This window comes from Rahnella sp. BCC 1045 (assembly GCF_019049615.1).
GTDB lineage: Bacteria > Pseudomonadota > Gammaproteobacteria > Enterobacterales > Enterobacteriaceae > Rahnella > Rahnella contaminans.
Map to the genome: position 1 here is coordinate 12,194 of NZ_JAFMOZ010000114.1, position 23,753 is coordinate 35,946.

A 23,753-nucleotide genomic window follows, 5' to 3' on the forward strand; every position below is an offset into this window, starting at 1 on the left:
CCTCAAAAATCAGCTCAGATGTAAAACGGTCAGGATCACGTCAATCAGTTTGATACCGACAAACGGCACCAGCAGGCCGCCGACGCCATAAATCCACAGATTACGGCGCAACAGCGATGCGGCGCTCATGGCTTTATAGCTCACGCCTTTCAGCGCCAGCGGGATCAGAAACACAATCACCAGGGCGTTGAAAATAACCGCAGACATAATGGCCGACGACGGCGAGGTCAGATGCATCACGTTCAGCGCGTTCAGCTGCGGGTAGGTCGCCGCAAAGGCTGCCGGGATAATCGCAAAGTATTTCGCGACGTCGTTGGCGATACTGAATGTGGTCAGCGAACCGCGCGTCATCAGCATTTGCTTACCGATATGCACTACTTCAATCAGTTTGGTCGGGTTGGAATCCAGATCCACCATGTTCCCGGCTTCTTTCGCCGCTTGCGTACCGGAGTTCATGGCCACCGCCACGTCAGCTTGCGCCAGCGCCGGGGCGTCGTTGGTCCCGTCGCCGGTCATCGCGACTAAACGGCCTTCCGACTGATACTGGCGGATCAGCGCCAGTTTGGCTTCCGGCGTGGCCTCGGCCAGGAAATCATCGACACCCGCTTCAGCGGCGATCGCGGCGGCGGTCAGACGGTTATCCCCGGTGATCATCACCGTTTTGATACCCATTTTGCGCAGCTCGGCAAAGCGTTCTTTGATACCGCCTTTAACGATATCCTTCAGCTCCACCACGCCCAGCACCTTCGCACCTTCTGCGACGACCAGCGGCGTGCCGCCTTTACGCGCCACGTTTTCCACCAGCCCGTCAACGGCTTTCGGGAACGTACCGCCGTTGGATTCCACATGACGACGGATGGCGTCCACCGCACCTTTACGGATATTCCGGTCGCCGACGTTCACGCCGCTCATGCGGGTTTGCGCAGAGAACGGCACAAAGGTCGCATTCAGTGAATGAATATCGCGCTCGCGCAGGTTAAAGCGTTGTTTCGCCAGCACCACGATACTGCGGCCTTCCGGTGTTTCATCGGCCAGCGACGATAACTGTGCGGCATCGGCCAGTTCCTGTTCCGTCACCTGAGGCGCGGGCAGAAACTGCGATGCCTGGCGGTTACCCAGCGTAATGGTGCCGGTTTTATCCAGCAGCAGCACATCCACGTCACCGGCGGCTTCCACCGCACGGCCACTGGTGGCAATAACGTTGGCTTCCAGCATGCGGCTCATCCCCGCAACGCCGATAGCTGACAGCAAACCGCCGATGGTGGTCGGGATCAGACACACCAGCAGGGCGACCAGAACGGTGACGGTGACCGGAATACCGGCGTGACTGGCGTCCACGCTGAACAGCGAGAACGGATACAGCGTGGCGGTTGCCAGCACGAACACCAGCGTCAGCGCCACCAGCAAAATGGTCAGCGCCACTTCGTTAGGGGTTTTGCGACGTTTCGCGCCTTCGACCATGGCAATCATGCGGTCAAGGAAAGTATCACCGGGATTGGCCGAACACTCGACCACCAGCCAGTCGGACAACACGCGTGTCCCGCCAGTGACGGACGAAAAGTCCCCGCCGGATTCGCGGATCACCGGTGCGGATTCCCCGGTGATGGCACTTTCATCGACGGACGCGCCGCCGATCAGCACTTCGCCGTCACACGGCACGGTGTCTCCGGCTTCGATCAGCACATAATCGCCTTTGCGCAGCGTATCGGCCGCGACTTTGATCACCGGTGATTCCGGGCGCGGTTCGTAAATCTTCTTCGCCCAGCTGGTTTTCTGCACGCCTTTCAGGCTCTGCGCCTGCGCCTTACTGCGGCCTTCCGCCAGCGCTTCGGCGAAGTTAGCAAACAGCACGGTGAACCACAGCCACAGCGACACACTGCCGGTAAAAGCGGCGCTGCCGTCGGTGTGGTGTGACAGAATCGCCAGCCAGATAAGCGTGGTGAGAATACTGCCCAGATACACCACGAACATCACCGGGTTGCGCCACTGAACGCGCGGATCCAGTTTTTTCACTGAATCCAGCAGGGCGGTGCGGATCAGTTGAGGTTCAAATAATGCACGTTGTTTACGGCTCATTTTATTAATCTCTATATTCATTAATTCAACGAATTACGCAGCATTACTGTGCTGACCAAACCTGCAAATGTTCTGCGACCGGCCCCAGCGCCAGCGCCGGAATAAAGGTCAGCGCACCGACCAGCAACACGGTGCCGACCAGCAGGCCGATAAACAGCGGACCGGACGTCGGCAGTGTGCCGTTGCCGGCTTTCTGACGTTTTTTCGCTACCAGCGAACCGGCGATAGCCAGTACCGGAAGGATTACGCCAAAGCGTCCGAAGAACATGCATACCGCCAGCAACAGGTTGTAGAACGGCGTATTGACGCTCAGCCCTGCAAACGCGCTGCCGTTGTTATTGGCGGCAGAAGACACGGCGTAAAGCACTTCGCTGAACCCGTGCGCACCGGGGTTTGCGATCCCCGCGCGACCGGCATCGGTGACCAGTGCCAGCGCGGTGCCGAGCAGTACGAGCGTGGGTGTCACGAGGATCGCCAGCGCGGTCATCTTCATGTCGTAAACGTCGATTTTCTTGCCGAGATATTCCGGCGTGCGGCCAATCATCAGCCCGGCGATAAACACCGTTAGCAGCACAAACAGCAACATGCCGTACAGCCCGGAGCCCACACCGCCGAACACCACTTCACCGATTTGCATCAGCCACATTGGCACCATGCCGCCGAGTGCAGTGAAAGAATCGTGCATGGCGTTAACCGCGCCGCAGGAGGCCGCCGTCGTGACGACCGCATACATTGCCGACGCCAGAATGCCGAAGCGGCTTTCCTTCCCTTCCATGTTGATGTTGCTGTTAGCGCCAAGCATCGTGAAGTGCGGATTGCCTTTGAGCTCTGCGTACATCACCACTACCACTGAGACGACGAAAATCACTGACATCGCCCAGACCAGCGCGTTGCCCTGGCGGTTGTCACCGACCACACGACCAAAAGCAAAACACAGCGCACAAGGGATGATGAAAATCGCCAGCATCTGCGCCATGTTGGTCAGCGCCGTCGGGTTCTCAAACGGATGCGCGGAGTTTGCACCGAAGAAACCGCCACCGTTGGTCCCCAGCATTTTGATGGCTTCCTGAGAGGCCACCGGCCCCATCGGCAGCGTCTGCTGCAAGCCTTCCAGTGTGGTGATGTGCTGATACGCTTCAAAGTTTTGAATCACGCCCTGACTGACGAAGAACAGCGCCAGCAGGAACGACACCGGCAGCAGCAGATAGATTGTGATGCGCCATAAATCCGTCCAGGCGTTACCGATGGTTTGCGCGGAAGGGCGTGCAAAAGCGCGGATCAGCGCAAAGGCAACGGCGATACCCGTGGCGGCAGAAAGGAAGTTTTGTACCGTTAAACCGACCATCTGGCTGAGATAGCTCAGCGTATTTTCGCCGCTGTACGCCTGCCAGTTGGTGTTGGTCACGAAACTGACGGAGGTGTTAAACGCCAGATCCCAGGACATCCCGCCGAAATGCTGCGGGTTCATCGGTAAAACGCCCTGCGCCATCAGCATGGCGGTCAGGACAATAATCCCCAGAATGTTGAATACCATGATCGCCAGCGCGTACTGCCACCAGTTCATCTCAGCCTCGCGGCTGCCGGAAGTGCGTAATACGCCGTATTCGATGCGCTGTAAAAATGCGCCGGGCTGTCCTTCAATCAGTTGAGCAATAAAGTTACCCAGTGGTTTTGCCAGCAGCAAAAGCACCAGCATAAAACTGGCAATCATTAAGAATCCGGTTGCGGCCATTTAAAAATCCTCCGCATTCAGCAGGGCATAAACCAGATAGCCGAGCAGCAGGAGAACCAGCAATGCGCCGCAGATTACGCCAACAGTCACAATCCACCTCCACAGGTGTGTTTTTATGTTGGGAGGAGAATAAGAAAAGGCGGGAAAAGATCCTGAAAAGAAAGGGCATCGCGGTGTAAAAAAAGTATAAAAATGCGCAAAAATGAAACCCAAGAGAAACTTTAAACACGTATTTATTTAACTATTTTGTAACTCAATTACAGCGATAGCCAAAAAATGGCGAAAATTTACACTTTAAAGTGGTCAGATGAGTAGTAAAATTTCACCGGTTGCAGTAAAATTTTTCGCAACTTACAGTTTCCGAAAAATAGATACAGGAGCAACGCCATGAATGAATACACGCCGTACACAATGACCCGCATACTGGCCCGCCGCGCTTTTGTTATCGCAGCCGGTGTGCTGGCCCTGCCGGTCATGTTGTTCCGCGCTGACCGCGCCCGTTTTTACAGCTATTTACACCGTGTCTGGATGAAAACCAGCGATAAGCCGGTGTGGCTGAGTCATGCTGAAATGGCGACCCAGGATTTCTACTGATTTAGCTCCCCTCCCGGCCTCCCCCTTCGCAGGGGGAGGAGCCAGAAACCCCGTTTCCCAACGGGGTTTTTTATTGTCCTTTTTAGAAACCTGTACAACATTATTTTTATGTATAACTTATGATAAGGTTATACATGAGGGTGATGATCTGCTGACACTCCCATTTCTTCCTTCAACGCCGGGAGCTGACAATGACGAAAACAATTCCTATTGGTATCAGCGCATGCCTGCTGGGTGACAACGTCCGTTTCGATGGCGGCCACAAGCGTTTCGCATTTGCAGTAGAGCAACTCGCGCCTTATGTTCGCTTCGAACCGGTTTGCCCTGAAATGGCGGTTGGTCTGCCGACGCCGCGTCCGGCACTGCGACTGGTCAGAAGGGATGACGGCGTTGCGATCCGTTTCAGCAATGACGAAACCGTCGATATCACCGGCAAAATGCAGAGCTATTCTGAAAAACGTGTCGCGCCTATGACGCACCTGTGTGGCTATATCGTTTGCGCGAAATCCCCAAGCTGCGGCATGGAACGCGTGCGGGTTTACAGCGCCAACGGCAAGGATGCAAAGAAAAGCGGCACCGGAATTTTTACCGCGGAGCTGATGAAACAGCATCCGTGGCTGCCGGTGGAAGAAGACGGCAGGTTGAATGATCCCGTCCTGCGCGAGAATTTCGTTGAACGCGTTTTCACGTTGTTTGAGCTGAATCAGCTGCGCGAAAGTGGCCTGACACGCGGCAAACTGATGGCGTTTCACAGCCGCTACAAACTTTCCCTGCTGGCCCATTCGCAGCCGGAATACCGTGAGCTCGGGCGTTTTGTCGCCGCGATGGCGGAGTGGGATTCCCTCGATGAATACTTTCTTGAATACCGCCAGCGCCTGATGAATCTGTTGCAGCACAAAGCCACGCGGCGCAATCACACCAATGTGCTGATGCACGTTCAGGGCTATTTCCGTAAACAGCTGAATTCGTCACAGCGCCAGGAACTGGCGGGACTGATCGACCGTTACCGTCAGGGCGTGCAGCCGCTTCTCGCGCCCATCACGTTACTGAAACATTACATGTCGGAATATCCCGACGCCTACCTTTCGGGCCAGCGTTATTTTGAGCCCTATCCTGAAGCCTTATGCTTACGATACGGACATTAGAAGGACAGTTATGACCACGCATTTAGTCTGGTTCCGCAACGATCTGCGCATTACCGATAACCGTGCATTACACGCCGCCTGTGAGGATCCGCAGGCGCGCGTGATCGCGATATTTATTGCCACGCCGGAGCAGTGGAAACAGCACGAGATGGCGCCGCGTCAGGCGACGTTTATCTACCAGCACCTTCAGGCATTACAGCATTCCCTGGCAGAGCGCGGTATTGCGCTGCATTACCATCAGTGTGATGATTTTGCTGACAGCGTGAGCTGGCTGAAAGATTTTTGCGCCAGTGAAAAGGTTGATGCGCTTTTCTACAACAAACAGTATGAAATCAACGAGCGTCAGCGGGATCTGGCGCTGGAAAAAGCGGTCAGCGATACCGTCATGTGCCACGCTTTTGATGACAGCCTGCTGTTGCCACCGGGATCTGTCACCACCGGTAACGACGAAATGTACAAGGTTTACACGCCGTTCCGCCGGGCTTTTTTGGCGCGGCTGACGGAGTCTGACAGCCGTTCCCTGCCTGCGCCGCAGGCGCGTGAAAACGTAGAAAAACCGGTGATGCATAAACTGATGCCGTTTGATTATCCGCTGGCGGCCATCGGCGATGATTTTGCAATCGGCGAGGAAGCCGCCCGGAATCAGTTGCGCAGTTTTTGCCGCGAGCAGGTGCAGGATTATCTCGAACAGCGCGATTTACCGGCCATCGACGGCACCAGTTCGTTGTCGCCTTATCTGGCGATTGGCGTGCTTTCGCCGCGTCAGTGCCTTAACCGTCTGCGTACGGAATGCCCCGACGTGCTGGAAAAAACCGACGGCGGCGCATTCGGGTGGCTGAACGAACTGGTGTGGCGCGAGTTTTACCGCCATCTGATCGTCGCCTGGCCGAAGCTTTGCAAACATCAGCCTTTTGTTGAATGGACTGACAGCGTGCGCTGGCGCGATGCGCCGGACGATTTGCAGGCGTGGAAAAACGGTAAAACCGGCTATCCGATTGTGGATGCGGCGATGCGCCAGCTAAATTCCACTGGCTGGATGCACAACCGTCTTCGGATGATTGTCGCCAGTTTCCTGGTGAAAGATTTACTGATCAACTGGCGCGAAGGCGAGCGCTATTTTATGTCGCAACTGCTCGACGGCGACCTTGCCGCTAACAATGGCGGCTGGCAGTGGGGCGCTTCCACCGGTACCGACGCCGCACCGTATTTCCGCATTTTCAACCCGACCACACAGGGCGAACGGTTCGATAAAGCCGGACGCTTTATCAAGGCCTGGCTGCCGGAACTGGCGGATGTGCCGGAACGAGACATTCATCAACCGCATCGTTGGGCTGAAAAACAGCATCGCGTGCTAGACTATCCGCTGCCGGTTATCGATCACGCCCGTGCCCGCAAGGACACGCTGGCGGCGTTTGAGGCGGCGAAAAAGCGCAGTCAGCCTGAGGGCTGACCTTATCGAGGCTCACCACGACAAGGAGCGATGTGATGAAAAAATACCTGCTGGCGCTGATGATTGGCTGCTGGATTAACCCGGCAGCCGCGGGCTTTGATGTCATCGCCCTCGGGGTTAACGGCGGCGTCGAAGAGGGCAATCTGACGTCATATCTGGTGCGCAGCGATGACCAGAAACTGTATCTCGGGCTGGATGCCGGGTCGGTTTTACCGGGGATCCGCAAGGCGCTGGAGAAGGGGAGTTTCCCTGAGGTGACGGCAGAAAACGCCACCCCGCTGACGCCGCAGGGCGCGGTCTTCCGTAATCTGATTGGCGGTTATTTTATCAGTCATGGTCATCTCGACCATCTGGCCGGGCTGATTATCAGCTCGCCGGAAGACACGAAAAAGCCGATTTACGGCACCGCCGACACTATCGGCACATTGCGTCAGCATTACTTCAATGGTCGCGTCTGGCCGAATTTCACGGATTCCGGCAGCGGCCTGCGCATCGGCACGTACCGCCTGAATCTGCAACGCCCCGATCAGCGTTTCTCGCTGGGGCTGACCGGCCTTGATGGCCGCATCTTCCCGCTTAGCCATGGCGGCACGCCATCGAGCATGATTCTGATCAGCCGCAATAAAGAGTCGTTTGCTTTCTTCGGTGATACCGGTCCGGATGAAGTGGAGAAATCGAAAAACCTCGACGCCACCTGGCGCGTGCTCGGCGAAGAGATCAAAGCGAAACGCCTGAAAGGGATAATCATCGAAACGTCGTATCCGGACGGCGTGCCCGACAGCAAACTTTTCGGACATCTGACGCCAGACTGGTTGCTCAAAGAACTTGGCTACCTGCAACAATACGCCGGTGGCGAAGGTTCGCTGAACGGGCTGACGGTAATTATCAGCCACGTCAAACCCAGCCTGAAAGCCGGTGCCGATCCCGAAAAAGAGATCATGGCGCAGCTTGAGAAAGGCAATAATCTGGGTCTGAAGTTTGTCCGGATGCAGCAGGGTGACAGACTGACGCTGGAATAGGGGGTAAAAAAGAGGGAAACGGCCGTTTCCCTCTGAGCTGTATCGCGTTAATCCACCCGCGGGCTCAGCGCCTGCAACAGCGGATCTAAATGGGTATTCATTTTCTGATAAACGTCTGCATTCAGTGCGTTATAAAGCTGATGATTTTTCCCGTCGGGCGTGAAATGTTCGCCCATCCGCACCATCTTTTCGGTCGCTTTTTCGTAGCTGTCAAATACACCCGCGGCCATTCCGGCGTTGACCGCGCACCCGACGGCGGCCGAGCCTTTCATCAGATTACGTCGGGTCGGTACGCCAAACACGTCGGCGAAGATTTGCATGAATAAATCACTGTTTGCGCCGCCGCCGGAAATAATCAGGCCTTTGAACGGTATGCCCAGTTCGTCCGCCATCTTATCCATATGATTTTTCATGGTAAACGCGATGCCTTCGAGCATTGAGCGGTACATATGTGCGCGGGTATGGCGTCCGTCAAATCCTATCATCGCGCCTTTGCGGAACTCGGCTTCTGACGGCGGTGCCCAGTCGTGAACCGTCAGCAATCCTTCGCAGCCTGCCGGAATTTTCGTCGCTTCACGGTTGAGTAATTCTTCGATGCTCAGGTCTTTCTCCTGCGCATCGGCCAGCGCGGCGGCACCAAACTGGTCGCGGAACCAGCTGATGGTCCACATTCCGCGGCGCACGCCCATACATTCATACAAATAATGCCCCGGAACTGACGCCTGGAACGGCCAGAAGTTTTGCGCATTTTTGACGTTTTCGTGGCCGTGAACCATCGCGCCAATGTAGGTGCCCAACGAAATCAGTGCGATACCCGGTTCGAGCGTGCCTGCGCCCAGCGCCTCGACGGCTTTGTCGTGCGCGGTAGCAATCACCGGGATCCCGGCGGGCAGGCCAATCTGGCGCGCGGCTTTTTCACTCAGATAGCCGAGCATCTCACCGGGTTTCACCACATCGAAAACCTGACTGCGGCTCAGGTTGCAGCTTTCCCATTGCGCAGGATCGGTGCTCCAGTCCAGCATGTCATTGTCCATCGGCCACCAGCCGATGTAATTGGCGCAGGTATCTTTAAATTCGCCGGTCAGGCGGTGAGTGATGTAGCCGGATGTCGTCGTGACATATTTCACCTCGCCGTAGCACTCAAGTGGCTGATAAGGTTTATTCAGGCGCTTATCCATCCAGTTGATCACCGGCCACGCCAGCTCGCCGTTGCCTTTGAGCAGCACGCGGCAGCAGCGGATGACGCACACGCCCATCGCCAGAATCTGGCTCGCGTCGCCGCCCTGCGCATAGAAGTTGTCCATGACTTTGCCGAAGGCGACTTTCAGGGAATCCCACAGGTCATCGTCCGGGTGTTCAGCCAGCAGCGGCGCGGGGATATCCAGTTTTCGCAACGCCTGTTTGCCTTCGCAAATGACGTTGCCTTCCGTATCGAAAATCACCACTTTTGCACTTTGTGTACCGACATCCACGCCCATCAGATATTTTTTGTTCATTGAAAAACTGTCCATATTTAACGCTCCGTTAGATGAATTCGTGTGTTGGCTGCTTTGCGGTCCCGGCCGGAACGGCGTGGCTGCGGATATTTCTGATCAGTAATGCTGTAAAAATAAGCACCATGGCCGTGGCCGCCAGGCCGAGCAGCCACATGTTGCGATAGGCCACGGCGGCGGGCAGGGTGTCCTGCCAGTGGCCGACCAGCGGATAAACAAACACGTCTGGCAGAAAGCCAATCACTGAGCAAATCCCGACCGTGGTGCCCATGATGTATTTCGGCGTGCGGGCTTCGCCGATGCAGGCAAAATACAACCCGCGCGAAGCGTAACAGGCGAACGCCAGCAGCAAAATAAGCCCGATGCCAATGAAGACGGATGAGGGATGCGCGTTGGTTATCAGCAAAACGACCAGCGTGATAATGCTCACGAGTGACAATAGCTGGACGGCACGGGTCGGGGATTTCAGCCGGGTATAAGTGGTGATAATGCCGCCCAGCGGGCCGCACAGCGCGCGGAAAATCTTGTTGATGACGATGCCCATATAGCTGGCGGCGACCAGCGTCATGCCATACATTTCCGTCAGATAGTTGGTGGAATAGCTGAGGATCGCGTAGATGGTGTAAACGCCGAAAATGATCAGGCTGCAATACCAGGTGGTACTGATTTTCAGCACCGAAGTGATGTCTTTCAGGCTGAACTTTTGCGTGCCGCTCTCGTCGCTGCGGACCGTAAAACCGTCCTGCACGAAGAACCAGCACAGCACGCCCAGCAGGATATAAACGCCGCTGTAAATCAGGATCACGGCTTTCAGGCTGGCAGGATTTTCCGGGGCGAACAGGGAAAAGACCCACATCGTAAAGACCGCCAGCGCCATGACGCCGACCCCGCGCAGGCCTTCCATCCAGCCCATAATTTTGCCCTGTTCCTCGTGATTTCCGAGCAACGACGCGGCTTTTATGGAAACGGACCACAGCATTAAAATCGTGGTAATGGCGAACGCCACCTGAATGACGATCATCACCCAGAATGGCGGATAGACGGCCATTAATAAGCCCAGCAGGCCGGTGACGATCATGGCAAAACTCATCATTTTTTTGTGTGAGAATTTATCGGCAATAATTCCGCTGGGTGCATATAAAATAATCGCCGTAATACCGAATGTGCTCATAATTAACCCTATTTCGGTATTGGAAAATCCCATGAACTTTGCCATGGGTATTTGGTAGATATAACGTAAGTAAGCCAGATCAAAACTGACACCGCCGCTGATACTTATTATTGCCAGCGTCAGCCAGCGACGAAAATTAGAAGGTTCCATATTGCTGCCCTGTATTTTTAGCGGATTAAGGCAAAAAAAAAGAGAAAAGCAGACTTCCCCGCAGGAGGGAAGTTACTTTTCTCTTGATCTCTGGTAACTGAGAATAGTAATAGCATGCCGCAATATTAATTTACCGTGAGAAATCTCACAGAATTATTAAACGAGTTTTTTGTGAGTCTGCTCACGGAATCCGGCTAATTAAACATGGTACACCTTAAAGCCAGTTACTAGAGCCGATGAGAAAAGTAGCTTCCCTTTATTTCCGGGGAAGATTGCTTTTCTCTTTTTTTTTGGATTTTTTCAGGTAAGGAGCTTCACCATGTCGTTGAACGCGCTGAATGAGTTTTCACTGGATTTCTTCTCTCTGAAAGGAAAAACGGCCATCGTCACTGGCGGAAATAGTGGTTTGGGCCAGGCCTTTGCGGTCGCACTGGCCAAGGCCGGAGCCAATTTGTTTATTCCGAGTTTCATTATGGACAAAGGCGAAACGCGTGAACTGATTGAATTGCAAGGAAGTCGCGTTGAGTTTATGCAGGTAGACATCACCGAGAAAGGCGCACCGGCGCGTGTGATTGAGCAATGTCTGAAAACCTTCGGCACGGTGGATATTCTGGTCAACAACGCCGGGATCTGTAAGCTCAATAAAGTGCTGGATTTTGGTCGTGAAGACTGGGATCCGATGATTAATATAAATCTGACCGCGGCGTTCGAATTAAGCCATGAAGCCGCGAAAATCATGATCCCTAAAAATGAAGGGAAAATTATTAATATTTGTTCGCTGTTCTCATATCTGGGCGGGCAATGGTCTCCGGCTTATTCCGCCACAAAACATGCGCTGGCTGGCTTTACCAAAGCGTATTGCGACGAACTTGGGCAATATAACATTCAGGTCAACGGGATTGCGCCGGGATATTACGCCACCGATATTACGGTTGAAACCCGGAAAAACCCGGTCACCAATCAGCGCGTATTAGATCACATTCCGGCAAACCGCTGGGGAGAAACCCAGGATTTAATGGGGACAATGGTCTTCTTAGCCAGTCGCGCGTCAAATTATGTTAACGGACACCTTGTGGTTGTCGATGGCGGTTATTTAGTCCGTTAATTTTGTTATGCGTATTCAGGGTGGTTCCTGAGTCTGATTTAAATTTACTGAAGAAATAAGGATTATTTATGTCGTTATCCCGTGAAGCCATTGTTGATCATTTAAAAGAGATCGTCGGTCCGGCGCAGGTCATTACCGATGAGGAAGTGCTGAAGAAAAACAGCGTCGATCGCTTCCGTAAGTATGCCGATATTCATAACGTTTTCACGCTGCCACTGCCTGCGGCGGTCGTGAAGCTGCACAACACGCAGCAGGTATCCGACGTGCTGGCGTTTCTGAATAAACACGAAATTAACTGCGTGCCGCGTACCGGCGCATCCGCCACTGAAGGCGGGCTGGAAACCGTGGTGAAAAACTCGGTGGTGCTCGACGGTTCCGGTCTGAATAAAATCGTCAAAATCGATATCCGCAATATGCAGGCGACGGCGCAGTGCGGCGTGCCGCTGGAAGTGCTGGAAAATCAGCTGCGTGCGCAGGGTTACACCACCGGACATTCGCCGCAGTCCAAGCCGCTGGCGCAGATGGGCGGCCTGGTAGCCACGCGCAGCATCGGGCAGTTTTCCACGCTGTATGGTGCCATTGAAGACATGGTGGTCGGGCTGGAAGCGGTGTTCCCGGACGGAAAAATCACCCGCATCAAAAACGTGCCACGCCGGGCGGCCGGGCCGGATATCCGCCATGTGATTATCGGTAACGAAGGTGCGCTGTGCTATATCACTGAAGTGACGGTGAAAATTTTCAAATACATGCCGGAAAATAATCTGTTCTACGGTTATACGCTGGAAAACATGCAAACCGGTTTCGACATTCTGCGTGAAGTGATGGTTGACGGTTATCGTCCGTCCATTGCCCGTCTGTATGACGCCGAAGACGGCAGCCAGCATTTTACGCATTTCGCTGACGGTAAATGCGTGCTGATCTTCATGGCCGAAGGGACGCCGGGCATTGCGCGGGCGACTGGTGCAGGCATCGAAGGGATTGTGGCGCAGCATCCGGAATGTCAGAAAGTGGACAGCGCGCTCATCGAACGCTGGTTTAACCACCTGAACTGGGGCCCGGAAAAAGTGGCTGCAGAGCGCGAGCAAATCCTGAAGACCAATAACATGGGCTTCACCACGGAAGTCTCCGGGGACTGGTCGAGCATTCACACTATTTATGAAAATGTCATTCGCCGCATTAGCGATGAATTCCCGCACGCGGACGATATCACCATGCTCGGCGGTCACTCCTCTCACAGCTATATCAACGGCACCAACATGTATTTTGTCTACGATTACAACGTGATGGACTGCAAGCCGGAAGAGGAAATCAACAAGTACCACAATCCGCTGAACAAAATTATTGTCGAGGAAACCATCAAACAGGGCGGCTCGATGGTACATCACCACGGCATCGGCAAACACCGCACGCACTGGACCAAAGATGAGCACGGCAGCGCCTACTACATTCTGAAGGCGCTGAAAGACGTTTACGACCCGAAAGGGATCATGAATGCGGGCACAATTTATCCGATTGAAAAATAATGTGATTTACACCTCCCCCTGTGAAGGGGGAGGTGTTAGGAGGGGGGCTTGGCTGGCGGCTATGCAGTTTGAGTTCACCCCCCATTTTCCCTTCTTAAAAGGGAAGAATAATGAGCATCACCCGACACGGAGCGAAACATGGCCGCAGATAAAACGGTTCAGGTCAGTATGGATGACATCCCGCTCAACGCCTTTCACATCAAAATGGCCGGGCTAACTTTCGGCGCGCATCTGACAGACGGTTATGTGCTCGGCATGATTGGTTTTGCACTGGTTCAGCTCACGCCGCAAATGCAGCTGACGCCGTTCTGGCAGGGGCTGATCGGCAGTTCCGCGCTGTTTGGCCTGTTTATCGGCAGCCTGTTTCTGGGATGGTTATCCGATCATATTGGCCGCCAGAAAATTTTTAATTACAGCTTTATCATCATCACGCTGGCCTCTGTTGGTCAGTTTTTTGCCCAGACGCCGGAACAGTTGTTCTGGCTGCGCGTGCTGGTGGGTATCGGGCTGGGCGGTGATTATTCCGTCGGGCACACCATGCTGGCGGAGTTTTCCCCGCGTAAACACCGGGGCATTTTGCTCGGTTCTTTCAGCGTGATATGGACGCTCGGCTACGTCAGCGCCACGCTGACCGGCCATCTGATGGCCGATTTCGGCCCGGACGCCTGGCGCTGGCTTTTGGCCTCATCGGCGATCCCGGCGGTTCTGATTATGTTGCTGCGCATCGGCACGCCGGAATCTCCGCGCTGGCTGATGCAAAAAGGGCAATTCGCAGCGGCGCATCGCGTGGTGCTGCGCTGTTTTGGCCCGAACGTCACGCTTAACGATGAGATCGCCGTGGCGACTTCGCATCATCTTAAAACCCTTTTTTCGGCCAGATACTGGCGGCGGACGGCGTTTAACAGCCTGTTCTTTGTCTGTCTGGTGGTGCCGTATTTTGCGATTTATACATTTTTGCCCGCCATTATCGCCCTCATTGGCCTGACGCCCGGCCTGAGCACGGATTTGCTTCTCAATACCTTGCTGGTGGCGGGCTCGCTGGCCGGAATTGGCCTGACGGTGACCTGCTCCCGACGCGGCTTTCTGATTGGCTCGTTCCTTTTGCTGACGTTTTGTCTCGCTGTGATGAGCGTACTTCCTGAAGGCTATGCCGGATTAACGCTCTTTCTGTTTGCCCTGTTCACACTGGCTATTTCAGCGGTCAGCAATCTGGTCGGCGTGTTTCCGGCTGAGAGTTTCCCCACCGATATCCGCTCGCTGGGCGTCGGATTTGCGACGTCGATGAGCCGTTTCGGTTCGGCTATCGGCACCGGTTTACTGCCGGTTTCCGTGCTGACGCTGGGGATCCAAAACACCACGCTGCTGCTGGCGGGAATATTGCTGCTGGGCGCGGTCATTTCGATTCTCTGGGCACCGGAAACTAAAGGAATGACGCTGGTCGGCGCGTCTTCACCGCTTACCGTGGCGAAACAAGGAAATGGCCTGTGAATATTGTTGTGTGCGTAAAAGTGGAACCGGATTTATCGATGCTTTCGGCCAGCGACTGGCAGGCGGCTGAGCAAAAGGGCATTTCCTATGATTTTGCCCGCTGGCAGCTGAGCGGATTTGACCAGAGCGCGGCAGACATGGCCCTGAGCCTCACCGACGCCAGCCTGACATTGCTCACCGTCGGCGGCGAACAGACCACACCGGTGCTGAAAACGTTGCTGGCGCTGGATTTTCAGCGCGCGGTGCGCATTGACGCAGGGGCTGAGGATCTGCGTTTTCATCCCGAAGCCATCGCTGTGCTGATTGCCGGTTTCCATCATCAGGACGAAAAAACCGGGGTGATTATTTTAGGCCCGCAGAGCAGTGAAGGGCAGAACCGGCAAACCGGGCCGCTGCTGGCGGAAATGCTGGGCTGGCCGTGTATCACGCAGGTTTGCGATATCAGGCGCGCTGAAGACCCAACGTTGTTGCGCGTCGTCAGGAAAACGCCGGAAGCGGTGCAGACACTCACTGTGCGGCTGCCGGTAGTGCTGGTCGCCGGGCAGGCTGCGCAGGATCGCCTGTTGCGTATTCCGACGCTGAAACAAAAACTGGCGGCGGCGCGCAAACCTCTTGATGTCCTGCGGGCAGAATCGCTCGCGAAATTACCGCCGGTGCCGGTCGTTACGCTGGCTCTGAGAAATGCGCGACGCGGCGCAATGATCATCGAAGGCGGCAGCCCGGCGGACAAAGCCCTGACGCTGTATACCGGTTACCTGAAATCGCGGGGAAACCGATGAACATCGCTATTATTCTTGACTGCCGCCAGCGGGGATTTTTGTCGCAGGCGCAGATGCAAAATGATTTTCTCCGCGCGAATCCGATGTTATCCGGTTCCGCCGAGATGTGGTTGTTGTATGACGCAGATAAGCCGGATGTTTTACCGCAAATGGCCTGCGATGTGCGGCATATCGTCTGGATTTCGCTTCCCGAAAACGGCCTGGCAGAACCGGCGCTAGAGGCACTGACGGCTTTGTTTGATCAGCGTCCGGCAAAACTTTTACTGTGCGCAAGCGGTGAAGCGGCGGACGAACTGGCCACACGGCTGGCGTACCGGATCGGTGGTGTCAGTGGAACCGGCGTCGTTAAAGCCGAAAGAAGTGAAACACACTGGCGTGTGGTCAGGCCCGCGTACGGCAGCCGGATGTGGGCGACGCGAACGCTGAACGGTTCTTCGCTGTGTATTTCGGTGGCGGCAACGGGCGGGAAAACCGCGCGAACCACGCCAGTTCACGCCCAAGAAACAGATTTTTCAGCGCCGTCTGCGCCAGCTGGCTGGCTGGTGGATTTTCAGCAGGAACCGCAACTGCCGGATAACGGTTTGCATAATGCCTCCGCCGTTCTGGTGATCGGGCAGGGAGCGGGCAGCGCGGAACAAGTGCGGCGGCTGGAGGCATTCGCCCGGCAAATCCACGCAGAGCCGGGATGCAGCCGTCCTGTGGCGATGAATGCCTGGTGTGAGATGTCGCGGATGGTGGGGATTTCCGGCGTGGTCGCAGCGCCCGACGTGTGCATCGTGGCCGGAGCGTCAGGTGCCGCGGCGCTGATGGCAGGCATTGATCGCAGTGAGTTTATCGTGGCAATCAATACCGACCCGCATGCCGCGATTTTTGCGCAGGCGGACGTCGGCATTGTGGACGATCTGGATGATGTTTTGTCTGCGCTCGCCGCGTGTTATTCCTGCACCAGCGTTTAGAATTTCAGCTGCCAGACGCCGGTGTTGGTGGTGGAAACGGCCACGGCACCGGCGTTCAGCGCGCTGGTTGCATCTTCTAAATCACATACCAGCCCGCCGGCAATAATCGGCAGATCGATTTTCTCCGATACCCAGCCCAGCACTTTCGGCATGCAGCCCGGCAAGATTTCCACACAATCCGGGTTCGACTGCGCCACCTGTTTATCGATGTTGTGAAATGAAATCGAGTCGAGCAGAAACATCCGGTGAATACCAAAAAATCCCTGCGCTTTTGCGGCTTTGATCATCGAGGCTTTGGTGCTGATGATGCCATCTGCCGTGGTGACGATTTTCAGAAAATTAATCACGATCTCTTTATTGGACGTGCCGTCCAGCAGATCGACATGGATAAACGCGTATTTTTCAGCCTTTTTGATCCGCTGAACAATCGCGCCGATATTGCAGATATTCCCGTACAGCACTGAGATGATTTTGCAGTCCGACAGCAGGGCGGCGTTCAGGCTTTCAGTGTCTTTCACTGCGGCGATGACCGGGTGTTGATTCAATAATTGCAAAATAGACACAGGAGAAGCTCCGTTGAAATGTAATGTTATGCAACTGAAAACATAGCAGCTTTCCGTGTTTACAACCCCGCGCCACCTCCCAGAGTTTTACCCGAACCGAAATGTCACACCGCAACCGGCAGCCGGATAACGCCAGAGGGAAAACGCCTCGTCGTGGCAGACAATGCGGCAGGTGCCGCATTCAAGACAGCCGTTCGGATCAAAGGTGATTTCTCCGGCTTCGTTCATCCGGTAAAGCCCGGCCGGACAGGCATTCAGCAGGATCTTCAGCGCACTTTGCTGCGCGTTGCCAGCCACCACGATGTGGGCGGTATTTTCCGGCTGATAGTAATTTTTGGCGAGTTTGTCATTCAGGTTCACAGGCTACGCGCTCCTTTACGCAGGTCTTTCAGTAACTGCCACAACCCGGCACGGCGGGCATGACGCCAGAGTAAACGGCGAAGCGGCACGGACGGTTGTTCGCCGACGTGAAAAAGACTGTGCAGCAGATCAGCGGAAAGTTGCGGATAGCGGCTGAAAGCCTGCGGCGAACGGAGTAAATCGGCGGGCAAATGGCGGTATTGCGTCATCAGCGGCCACAGCGCGCTGCGCTGCAAATGCTCGCGGTATAGGGAAAGTGAGGCGGCGCTGAAATCGCTTTTCCGGTGCGCATGAATCAGCGTTACGGCCGCAGCCTGCGCAGACATCATCGCCAGATCCATTCCGCGAACCGTGTGCCCGGCATTCAGACAAAAACCGGCGCAGTCACCGGCAACCAGCCAGCCATCGCCGGACAGCGGTGCCAGGGCATTCAGCCCGCCTTCGGGGATCATGTGCGCGCTGTATTCCATGACTTCAGCCTGTTTAAGTAACGGGCGCAGGGCGGGATGTTGTTTGAAGTTGTCGAGCATCTGCGGCAGGCTGCGCGCGCTATCGCTGAGCTGAGAAAGGTTGCAGACCACACCGAGCGAGAGGGTGTCTCGATGGGTATACAGAAAACCGCCACCGACTTTTCCGGCGGTCGGCTGCCCCGCAAACAGCCATGCGCAGCCCTGATCGCCTTCCAGCCCGAAACGTTCTTCCAGCTTTTCACGCGGCAGCGCGAGCACCTCTTTCACGCCCGTAGCCATGTTTTCCGCAGAGGGTTTTGGCGAGGCGAGACACCGTTGCGCCAGAAGCGAATTCGCCCCTTCCGCCAGAATAACGGCGCGCGCAGTCAGCGGGTCATCGCCGATTCTGACGCCGGTCACGCGGTTCCCTTGCTTCATCAACCCTTCGACCTGCGTATCCGTAATGCACTGCGCACCGGCGAGCTGCGCCTGTTCCATCAGCCAGGGATCAAACCGCGCACGCAATACGGTCCATGAGCATGCGGCGTCAGCAGTCTGCCGGTGATCCAACGTTGTCATGCTGTCGCCTGTCAGCATTGAGAGCCTTTCCTGCGTTACGCGGCGTTCAAGCGGGGCGCTTTGCGCGAAATCGGGCAGGATTTGTGAAAGGGTATGTGTATAAATGCGCCCGCCGGAACTGTTTTTGCTTCCCGCCTGTGCGCCTCTTTCCAGCAAAATAACGCTAAGGCCAGCGCGGGCTAACAGCAATGCACTGGTGCAACCGGCTATTCCGCCGCCGACGATGATGACGTCGCAATCATTTTCCTGCATCTTCTTCAGTCCGTTGAAAAGTGAGGAAACCAGAATAACAATCCGGCAGTTCCCGTCATTGATTTTGAGCAGGACTGGCGTTGTCGTATATTATCTGCTGCATTCGCCATGACAGATAAGTGAAACTCCATGAACAATTTCCAGCTTGAAAAGCTGATTAACCAGAAACTGGATATCAGCAACTACAAAGATTATGCGCCGAACGGTTTGCAGGTCGAAGGCCGCAGCAATGTGCAGCGCATCGTGACCGGCGTGACGGCTTCTCAGGATCTGCTGGATGCCGCCATCGCTGTTGAAGCCGATGCGATTCTGGTTCACCACGGTTATTTCTGGAAAGACGAACCGGTTGAAATTCGCGGCATGAAACGCAACCGTCTTAAAACGTTGCTGGCGACTGACACCAATATGTACGCCTATCATTTGCCGCTCGACGGTCACGCGGAGCTGGGCAATAACGCGCAGCTGGCGAAACTGTTTGGCATTACCGTACAGGGTGAAATCGCGTTGCTGCTGCCGTATGGCGAGCTCGATACGCCGCTTAGCGGCAACGAATTCCGTCAGCGCATCGAAAGAATTCTGGATCGCAGCGTTCTGCACAGTGCGCAAAATGCACCGGCGGAAATCCGTCGTGTGGCGTGGTGTTCAGGCGGTGGTCAGGGCTATATTCAGAAAGCGGCAGAATTTGGCGTGGATGCGTTTATCAGCGGTGAGGTTTCTGAGCAAACCATTCACATCGCACGCGAGATGGGGCTGCATTTCTTCGCTGCTGGCCATCACGCCACAGAACGTTACGGCGTGAAAGCGCTGGGCGAATGGCTGCAAAATGAGCACGGGTTAGATGTGATGTTTATCGACATCGATAACCCGGCTTAATTTTTCTTTTCGGTTGTTTCTTCGGCAACACTATTTTCTGAAACGCTGTCTTCCAGCAGCGTAAATGCCCGCTGTAATCCGGTATCCACTTCAGGGTCTGCACCCTGCGGTGGATATTTGCTTTCCTCTTCTTCCTCGACGGGCTCTTCGTTTGTCTCTCCGATAACCGGTTCAACCACGTTTTCGGGGGCGGGCATGGTGTCCTGAATCATCTGTTCGTCAAACGCCGGATTCAGCGCCGGTGACAGCGGTGAACTGCTCAGGCTGTCCGGCATAGCGATGTGCGGAACGGGTGCATCGACCGCCATTTGCGTTTCTTCTTCTTTCTTGGATGTACGGCTTAACGCCACAATGCCTGCGCCGCACAGTGCGAAAAAGGCATACAGAATATTGCCGCCCAGCGGCTGGATCAGCGCGCCAACGGCTAACGGCCCGATACAGGCACCGACGCCAAATGCCATCAGCAAACAGGCGGAAAGCGAAACGCGCCGCTCCGGCTCAATCATGTCATTCGCCAGCGCGACCACCAGCGGATAGAGCGTGAACTGCATCAGGCTGACGATAAAACCGATGCCGAGCAGCAGCGGGAAAGAGATATGGCTGAACAGCGCCAGGGGCAGCGCCGTCAGCGCCAGCAAAATGGCGTTAATCCGCATCAGCATGTTGCGGTTATAGCGGTCAGACAGCCAGCTCAGCGGGAACTGGGCCAGCAGCCCGGCGAAAATCGCCAGCGCCATAAACAGACCGGTTTGCTGCGTAGTGAGCGATTGCTGACTGGTGTAAATCGGTGCCATACCGTAGAACGAACCGACCACCATGCCGATGACCAGCGTGATCGCCAGTACTTTGGGAATGGCACGGATGAAGAATTTCAGCTCCATCGGCGCGGGAGACATATGGCCGACGTTGGTGCGCGTGGTTAATGCAATCGGCACCAGACACAGCGCAAAACACAGCGCGATAACGATCAGTGTGCTGACGCCTAAATCGCTGTTGAGCATCAGAACGACCTGACCGAGCGACATCCCGAGATACGACGCCACCATATAAAAGCCGAAGACCACCCCGCGCTGGTTCGCTTCGGCCTGATCGTTGAGCCAGCTTTCCAGCACCATATATTGCACCATCATGCACAGACCGATGATCAGGCGCAGCACCACCCAGACCGGGATAATGTCGGTCAGGCCGTGACCGAGTACGGCGGCGGTGATAATCCCGGAACAGGATACGTAGGCGCGGATGTGCCCGACGCGGGCGATCAGGATATGGCCGACTTTGCCGCCAATCACCAGCCCGATGTAGTTCGCCGCAATGATGGCACCGATCATCGCGCCGCTGACGTTAATCGCCGACAGGCGCAGGGAAATGTAGGTAGTGAGCAGGCCGGAACCCAACAGCATCAGTAATGTGGTGGTGTAGAGCGGAAAAAATAAGGCCAGTGGCTTTTTCACGACGTCTCCCTTTCATTTGTGGCGAAAGCGTTATCCAAACGCTAAAAAAAACAGCAACATTTCTGAGAGTAGCAGTTGAAGGCGGCGGGGGAAACCCTGAAGCCGGGAAAGCACGGGCGGACAGGTTGACATGTCCGGTCAGTTTCACGCATAACAGAGAGTAAGTTTCGATTCATTGAGTTGCTGAATAACCTGATGATCCACAACCTTTCTTTAAGGAGTGCCTGAGTGCAACGAGCACGATGTTATCTGCTAGGTGAACGCGCAGTAGTGCTGGAACTGGAACCGCCGGTGTCGCTGGCAAGCCAGCAACGGATCTGGGGGCTGACCCAGCGTTTGCAGGATCGTGCTGCCTATCCCGGCGTACGTGAAGTCATTCCTGGCATGAATAATTTGACCGTTCTTCTGACCGATGCCCAGAGTTCTGCGCTGGACGCGATTGAGCGCCTGCAAACCTGGTGGGAAGAGAGCGAGGCCATCGTGCCTGAATCGCGTTTAATTGAGATCCCTGTGATTTACGGCGGCGGGCACGGGCCGGATCTCGGGAATGTCGCGCGCCACACCGGTATGTCTGAGAGCGACGTTGTGGCACTGCATTCCGGCATTGATTACACCGTCTATTTTCTGGGTTTCCAGCCCGGGTTCCCGTATCTGGGCGGTATGTCCGAGAAACTCGCCACACCACGCCACGGCGAACCGCGTCTTTCTGTACCCGCAGGCTCGGTCGGGATCGGCGGCAGCCAGACCGGCATTTATCCGCTCGCTACGCCGGGTGGCTGGCAGCTGATCGGGCAAACGCCGCTGGTGATGTTTGATCCGCTGCGTGAAATTTCGACATTGCTCCTGCCGGGTGACAGCGTACGGTTCGTGCCACAAAAGGAGGGCGTATGTTGAAGGTTTTACGCGCAGGGATGTTTACCACCGTTCAGGATTTGGGGCGCAACGGGTATCGCAGGCAGGGCGTCAGCCAGTCCGGTGCGCTGGATACACCGGCGTTGCGGATTGCCAATCTGCTGGTCGGCAATGACGAAAATGCCGCCGGTCTGGAAATCACGCTGGGCCAGTTCAGCGCGGAGTTTCACCGCGAAGGGTGGATTGCGCTGACCGGCGCAGGTTGCCATGCGCAGCTCGACGGCAAAGAAATCTGGACCGGCTGGAACTATCCGGTGAAGCCGGGTCAGATTCTGACCATGAAAATGCCCGCGCGCGGGATGCGCAGCTATCTGGCGATTTCCGGTGGCATTGATGTGCCGGAAATCATGGGGTCACGCAGTACGGATCTGAAAGCCAGATTTGGTGGTTTTGAGGGGCGTCAGTTGCAGGACGGCGATCAGCTGCCCACCGGTGACTCATACCGGCAGCCGAAGCATTCCGGCGGCATTAAACAACTGCTGTTCGGCAACCGCATTCGTGCCTTGCCGGGGCCGGAATATCAGGAGTTCAGCGCTAAGTCGCGCGAAGAGTTCTGGCGCGCCGCCTGGCAGCTCAGCCCGCAAAGTAACCGCATGGGATATCGTCTTCACGGGCATGTGCTGAAACGCGAAACCGACCGCGAGCTGCTTTCCCACGGGCTGCTTCCCGGCGTGGTGCAGGTTCCGCACGGTGGTCAGCCGATTGTGCTGATGGCCGATGCGCAGACCACCGGGGGTTATCCGCGCATTGCCTGTGTAATCGAGGCCGATTTGTACAATCTGGCGCAAATCCGCCTTGGCGAGCCAATTCACTTTGTAAAATGCACGCCGGAAGAAGCGCAGAAAGCGCTGCGTGAACAGACATTATTTATTGAACAGGTGAAACGGGGGCTGCATGGTCGTTGATCTGAATGCCGATCTGGGTGAAGGCTGCGCCAACGACGAGGCGCTTTTACAGCTCGTCAGTTCGGCGAATATCGCCTGCGGTTTTCATGCCGGAGACGCGCAGACCATGCAGCAGTCCGTGCGCTGGGCGCTGAAATACGGAGTGGCGATTGGCGCGCATCCGAGCTTTCCGGATCGCGAGAACTTTGGACGGACGGCCATGCAACTTCCGCCGGAAACTGTGTATGCGCAGGTGGTGTATCAGCTCGGCGCACTCGCTGCGATCACCCGCGCCGAAGGCGGCAAAATGGTGCATGTAAAACCGCACGGCATGTTGTACAACCAGGCGGCAAGCGACGCGCTGCTGGCGGATGCCATTGCCCGCGCAGTGTATGACGTTGACCCGACCCTTCGTTTAGTCGGGCTGGCGGGAAGCGAACTTATCCGGGCCGGTGAACGTCTCGGGCTGCAAACGCGGCAGGAAGTGTTTGCCGACCGGCGTTATCAGAGTAACGGCACGCTGGTGCCGCGCAGCCAGCCGGATGCGATGATTGAGAGCGATGAACTGGCGCTGGATCAGACGCTGGCGATGGTGCGGGAACAGAAAGTACTCAGCCGCGAAGGCGTCTGGGTGCCGGTGCAGGCCGACACCGTTTGTCTTCACGGTGATGGTGAGCATGCACTGACCTTTGCGCGCCGTCTGCGCGAAGCGTTTGGTGAGCGGGATATTCAGGTCAGCGCAGGCTGAC

22 protein-coding genes are annotated in these 23,753 nt (G+C 55.7%); 13 read left to right on the forward strand and 9 right to left on the reverse strand.

Annotated elements, in window-relative coordinates; all coding sequences use genetic code 11:
- Nucleotides 1-9: 9 nt before the first annotated feature.
- Genes kdpB through J1782_RS26550 form a run of 3 tightly spaced genes read right to left on the reverse strand, consistent with a single transcriptional unit; the run spans nucleotide 10 to nucleotide 3,898 of the window.
- The gene (gene kdpB, locus J1782_RS07595) at nucleotides 10-2,076 is read right to left on the reverse strand and encodes a potassium-transporting ATPase subunit KdpB (protein ID WP_152326467.1); all 2,067 of its coding nucleotides are present in this window, start codon (nucleotides 2,074-2,076) and stop codon (nucleotides 10-12) included.
- 43 nt (nucleotides 2,077-2,119) lie between these two features.
- A complete protein-coding gene (gene kdpA / locus J1782_RS07600) occupies nucleotides 2,120-3,808 on the reverse strand; it encodes a potassium-transporting ATPase subunit KdpA (protein ID WP_152326468.1) in 1,689 nt (562 codons plus the stop codon).
- Complete coding sequence (locus J1782_RS26550) at nucleotides 3,809-3,898, reverse strand: K(+)-transporting ATPase subunit F (protein ID WP_101075733.1); 90 nt, start codon at nucleotides 3,896-3,898, stop codon at nucleotides 3,809-3,811.
- A gap of 297 nt (nucleotides 3,899-4,195) precedes the next feature.
- Here J1782_RS26550 and J1782_RS07610 point away from each other — a divergent pair, with 297 nt between their 5' ends.
- From J1782_RS07610 to J1782_RS07625, 4 genes are all read left to right on the forward strand, one after another.
- Complete coding sequence (locus J1782_RS07610) at nucleotides 4,196-4,402, forward strand: YbfA family protein (RefSeq protein ID WP_095921190.1); 207 nt, start codon at nucleotides 4,196-4,198, stop codon at nucleotides 4,400-4,402.
- 191 nt (nucleotides 4,403-4,593) lie between these two features.
- The gene (locus J1782_RS07615; RefSeq protein ID WP_217152807.1) at nucleotides 4,594-5,547 is read left to right on the forward strand and encodes a DUF523 and DUF1722 domain-containing protein; all 954 of its coding nucleotides are present in this window, start codon (nucleotides 4,594-4,596) and stop codon (nucleotides 5,545-5,547) included.
- A gap of 10 nt (nucleotides 5,548-5,557) precedes the next feature.
- Nucleotides 5,558-6,997 carry a deoxyribodipyrimidine photo-lyase gene (gene phrB / locus J1782_RS07620; RefSeq protein ID WP_165059443.1) on the forward strand — a complete coding sequence of 480 codons (1,440 nt, stop codon included), beginning with the start codon at nucleotides 5,558-5,560 and terminating at the stop codon, nucleotides 6,995-6,997.
- 35 nt (nucleotides 6,998-7,032) lie between these two features.
- Nucleotides 7,033-8,016 carry an MBL fold metallo-hydrolase gene (locus J1782_RS07625; RefSeq protein WP_152326472.1) on the forward strand — a complete coding sequence of 328 codons (984 nt, stop codon included), beginning with the start codon at nucleotides 7,033-7,035 and terminating at the stop codon, nucleotides 8,014-8,016.
- Nucleotides 8,017-8,063: 47 nt separating this feature from the next.
- Here the strand turns inward: J1782_RS07625 and J1782_RS07630 are convergent, their stop codons facing one another.
- On the reverse strand, nucleotides 8,064-9,527 hold the full coding sequence (locus J1782_RS07630; RefSeq protein ID WP_254302972.1) for an FGGY-family carbohydrate kinase: 1,464 nt from the start codon (nucleotides 9,525-9,527) through the stop codon (nucleotides 8,064-8,066).
- Nucleotides 9,528-9,540: 13 nt separating this feature from the next.
- Nucleotides 9,541-10,830, reverse strand: coding sequence for a nitrate/nitrite transporter (locus J1782_RS07635; RefSeq protein WP_217152808.1), 1,290 nt, complete (start codon nucleotides 10,828-10,830; stop codon nucleotides 9,541-9,543).
- A gap of 319 nt (nucleotides 10,831-11,149) precedes the next feature.
- Here J1782_RS07635 and J1782_RS07640 point away from each other — a divergent pair, with 319 nt between their 5' ends.
- The 5 genes from J1782_RS07640 to J1782_RS07660 all read left to right on the forward strand — a co-directional run bounded on the left by J1782_RS07640 (nucleotide 11,150) and on the right by J1782_RS07660 (nucleotide 16,681).
- The gene (locus J1782_RS07640; RefSeq protein WP_152326474.1) at nucleotides 11,150-11,935 is read left to right on the forward strand and encodes an SDR family oxidoreductase; all 786 of its coding nucleotides are present in this window, start codon (nucleotides 11,150-11,152) and stop codon (nucleotides 11,933-11,935) included.
- Between the two features lie 68 nt (nucleotides 11,936-12,003).
- The gene (locus tag J1782_RS07645) at nucleotides 12,004-13,458 is read left to right on the forward strand and encodes an FAD-binding oxidoreductase (protein WP_217152809.1); all 1,455 of its coding nucleotides are present in this window, start codon (nucleotides 12,004-12,006) and stop codon (nucleotides 13,456-13,458) included.
- A 138-nt stretch (nucleotides 13,459-13,596) separates the two neighbouring features.
- Entirely contained in the window at nucleotides 13,597-14,946 is a 1,350-nt protein-coding gene (locus tag J1782_RS07650) for an MFS transporter (RefSeq protein ID WP_165059453.1), read from the forward strand.
- Nucleotides 14,943-15,725 carry a hypothetical protein gene (locus tag J1782_RS07655; protein ID WP_217152810.1) on the forward strand — a complete coding sequence of 261 codons (783 nt, stop codon included), beginning with the start codon at nucleotides 14,943-14,945 and terminating at the stop codon, nucleotides 15,723-15,725. Before J1782_RS07650 ends, J1782_RS07655 begins: the two co-directional genes overlap by 4 nt.
- Nucleotides 15,722-16,681 (forward strand): electron transfer flavoprotein subunit alpha/FixB family protein, encoded by a 960-nt coding sequence (locus J1782_RS07660; RefSeq protein ID WP_217152811.1) that lies wholly within the window; start codon nucleotides 15,722-15,724, stop codon nucleotides 16,679-16,681. The genes J1782_RS07655 and J1782_RS07660 overlap by 4 nt, the downstream gene beginning before the upstream one ends.
- On the opposite strand, the gene J1782_RS07665 is transcribed toward J1782_RS07660, so the two are convergent.
- The 3 genes from J1782_RS07665 to J1782_RS07675 all read right to left on the reverse strand — a co-directional run bounded on the left by J1782_RS07665 (nucleotide 16,678) and on the right by J1782_RS07675 (nucleotide 18,893).
- Nucleotides 16,678-17,244, reverse strand: coding sequence for a glycerol-3-phosphate responsive antiterminator (locus J1782_RS07665; protein ID WP_101075745.1), 567 nt, complete (start codon nucleotides 17,242-17,244; stop codon nucleotides 16,678-16,680). The two genes, J1782_RS07660 and J1782_RS07665, sit on opposite strands and share 4 nt — an antisense overlap.
- Before the next feature lie 87 nt (nucleotides 17,245-17,331).
- Complete coding sequence (locus J1782_RS07670) at nucleotides 17,332-17,604, reverse strand: ferredoxin family protein (RefSeq protein WP_217152812.1); 273 nt, start codon at nucleotides 17,602-17,604, stop codon at nucleotides 17,332-17,334.
- Nucleotides 17,601-18,893 (reverse strand): FAD-dependent oxidoreductase, encoded by a 1,293-nt coding sequence (locus tag J1782_RS07675; protein WP_371819751.1) that lies wholly within the window; start codon nucleotides 18,891-18,893, stop codon nucleotides 17,601-17,603. The genes J1782_RS07670 and J1782_RS07675 overlap by 4 nt, the downstream gene beginning before the upstream one ends.
- A gap of 120 nt (nucleotides 18,894-19,013) precedes the next feature.
- Here J1782_RS07675 and J1782_RS07680 point away from each other — a divergent pair, with 120 nt between their 5' ends.
- Nucleotides 19,014-19,757 (forward strand): type 2 GTP cyclohydrolase I, encoded by a 744-nt coding sequence (locus J1782_RS07680; protein ID WP_152326482.1) that lies wholly within the window; start codon nucleotides 19,014-19,016, stop codon nucleotides 19,755-19,757.
- On the opposite strand, the gene J1782_RS07685 is transcribed toward J1782_RS07680, so the two are convergent.
- A complete protein-coding gene (locus J1782_RS07685; RefSeq protein ID WP_165059461.1) occupies nucleotides 19,754-21,208 on the reverse strand; it encodes an MFS transporter in 1,455 nt (484 codons plus the stop codon). The two genes, J1782_RS07680 and J1782_RS07685, sit on opposite strands and share 4 nt — an antisense overlap.
- Nucleotides 21,209-21,436: 228 nt before the next feature.
- Here J1782_RS07685 and pxpB point away from each other — a divergent pair, with 228 nt between their 5' ends.
- Genes pxpB through pxpA form a run of 3 tightly spaced genes read left to right on the forward strand, consistent with a single transcriptional unit; the run spans nucleotide 21,437 to nucleotide 23,752 of the window.
- Nucleotides 21,437-22,102 carry a 5-oxoprolinase subunit PxpB gene (gene pxpB / locus J1782_RS07690; RefSeq protein ID WP_217152814.1) on the forward strand — a complete coding sequence of 222 codons (666 nt, stop codon included), beginning with the start codon at nucleotides 21,437-21,439 and terminating at the stop codon, nucleotides 22,100-22,102.
- Entirely contained in the window at nucleotides 22,096-23,025 is a 930-nt protein-coding gene (pxpC, locus tag J1782_RS07695) for a 5-oxoprolinase subunit PxpC (RefSeq protein ID WP_152326485.1), read from the forward strand. The genes pxpB and pxpC overlap by 7 nt, the downstream gene beginning before the upstream one ends.
- Nucleotides 23,015-23,752, forward strand: a complete 738-nt coding sequence (gene pxpA / locus J1782_RS07700) for a 5-oxoprolinase subunit PxpA (protein ID WP_217152815.1) — start codon at nucleotides 23,015-23,017, stop codon at nucleotides 23,750-23,752. Before pxpC ends, pxpA begins: the two co-directional genes overlap by 11 nt.
- Nucleotide 23,753 lies beyond the last annotated feature (1 nt).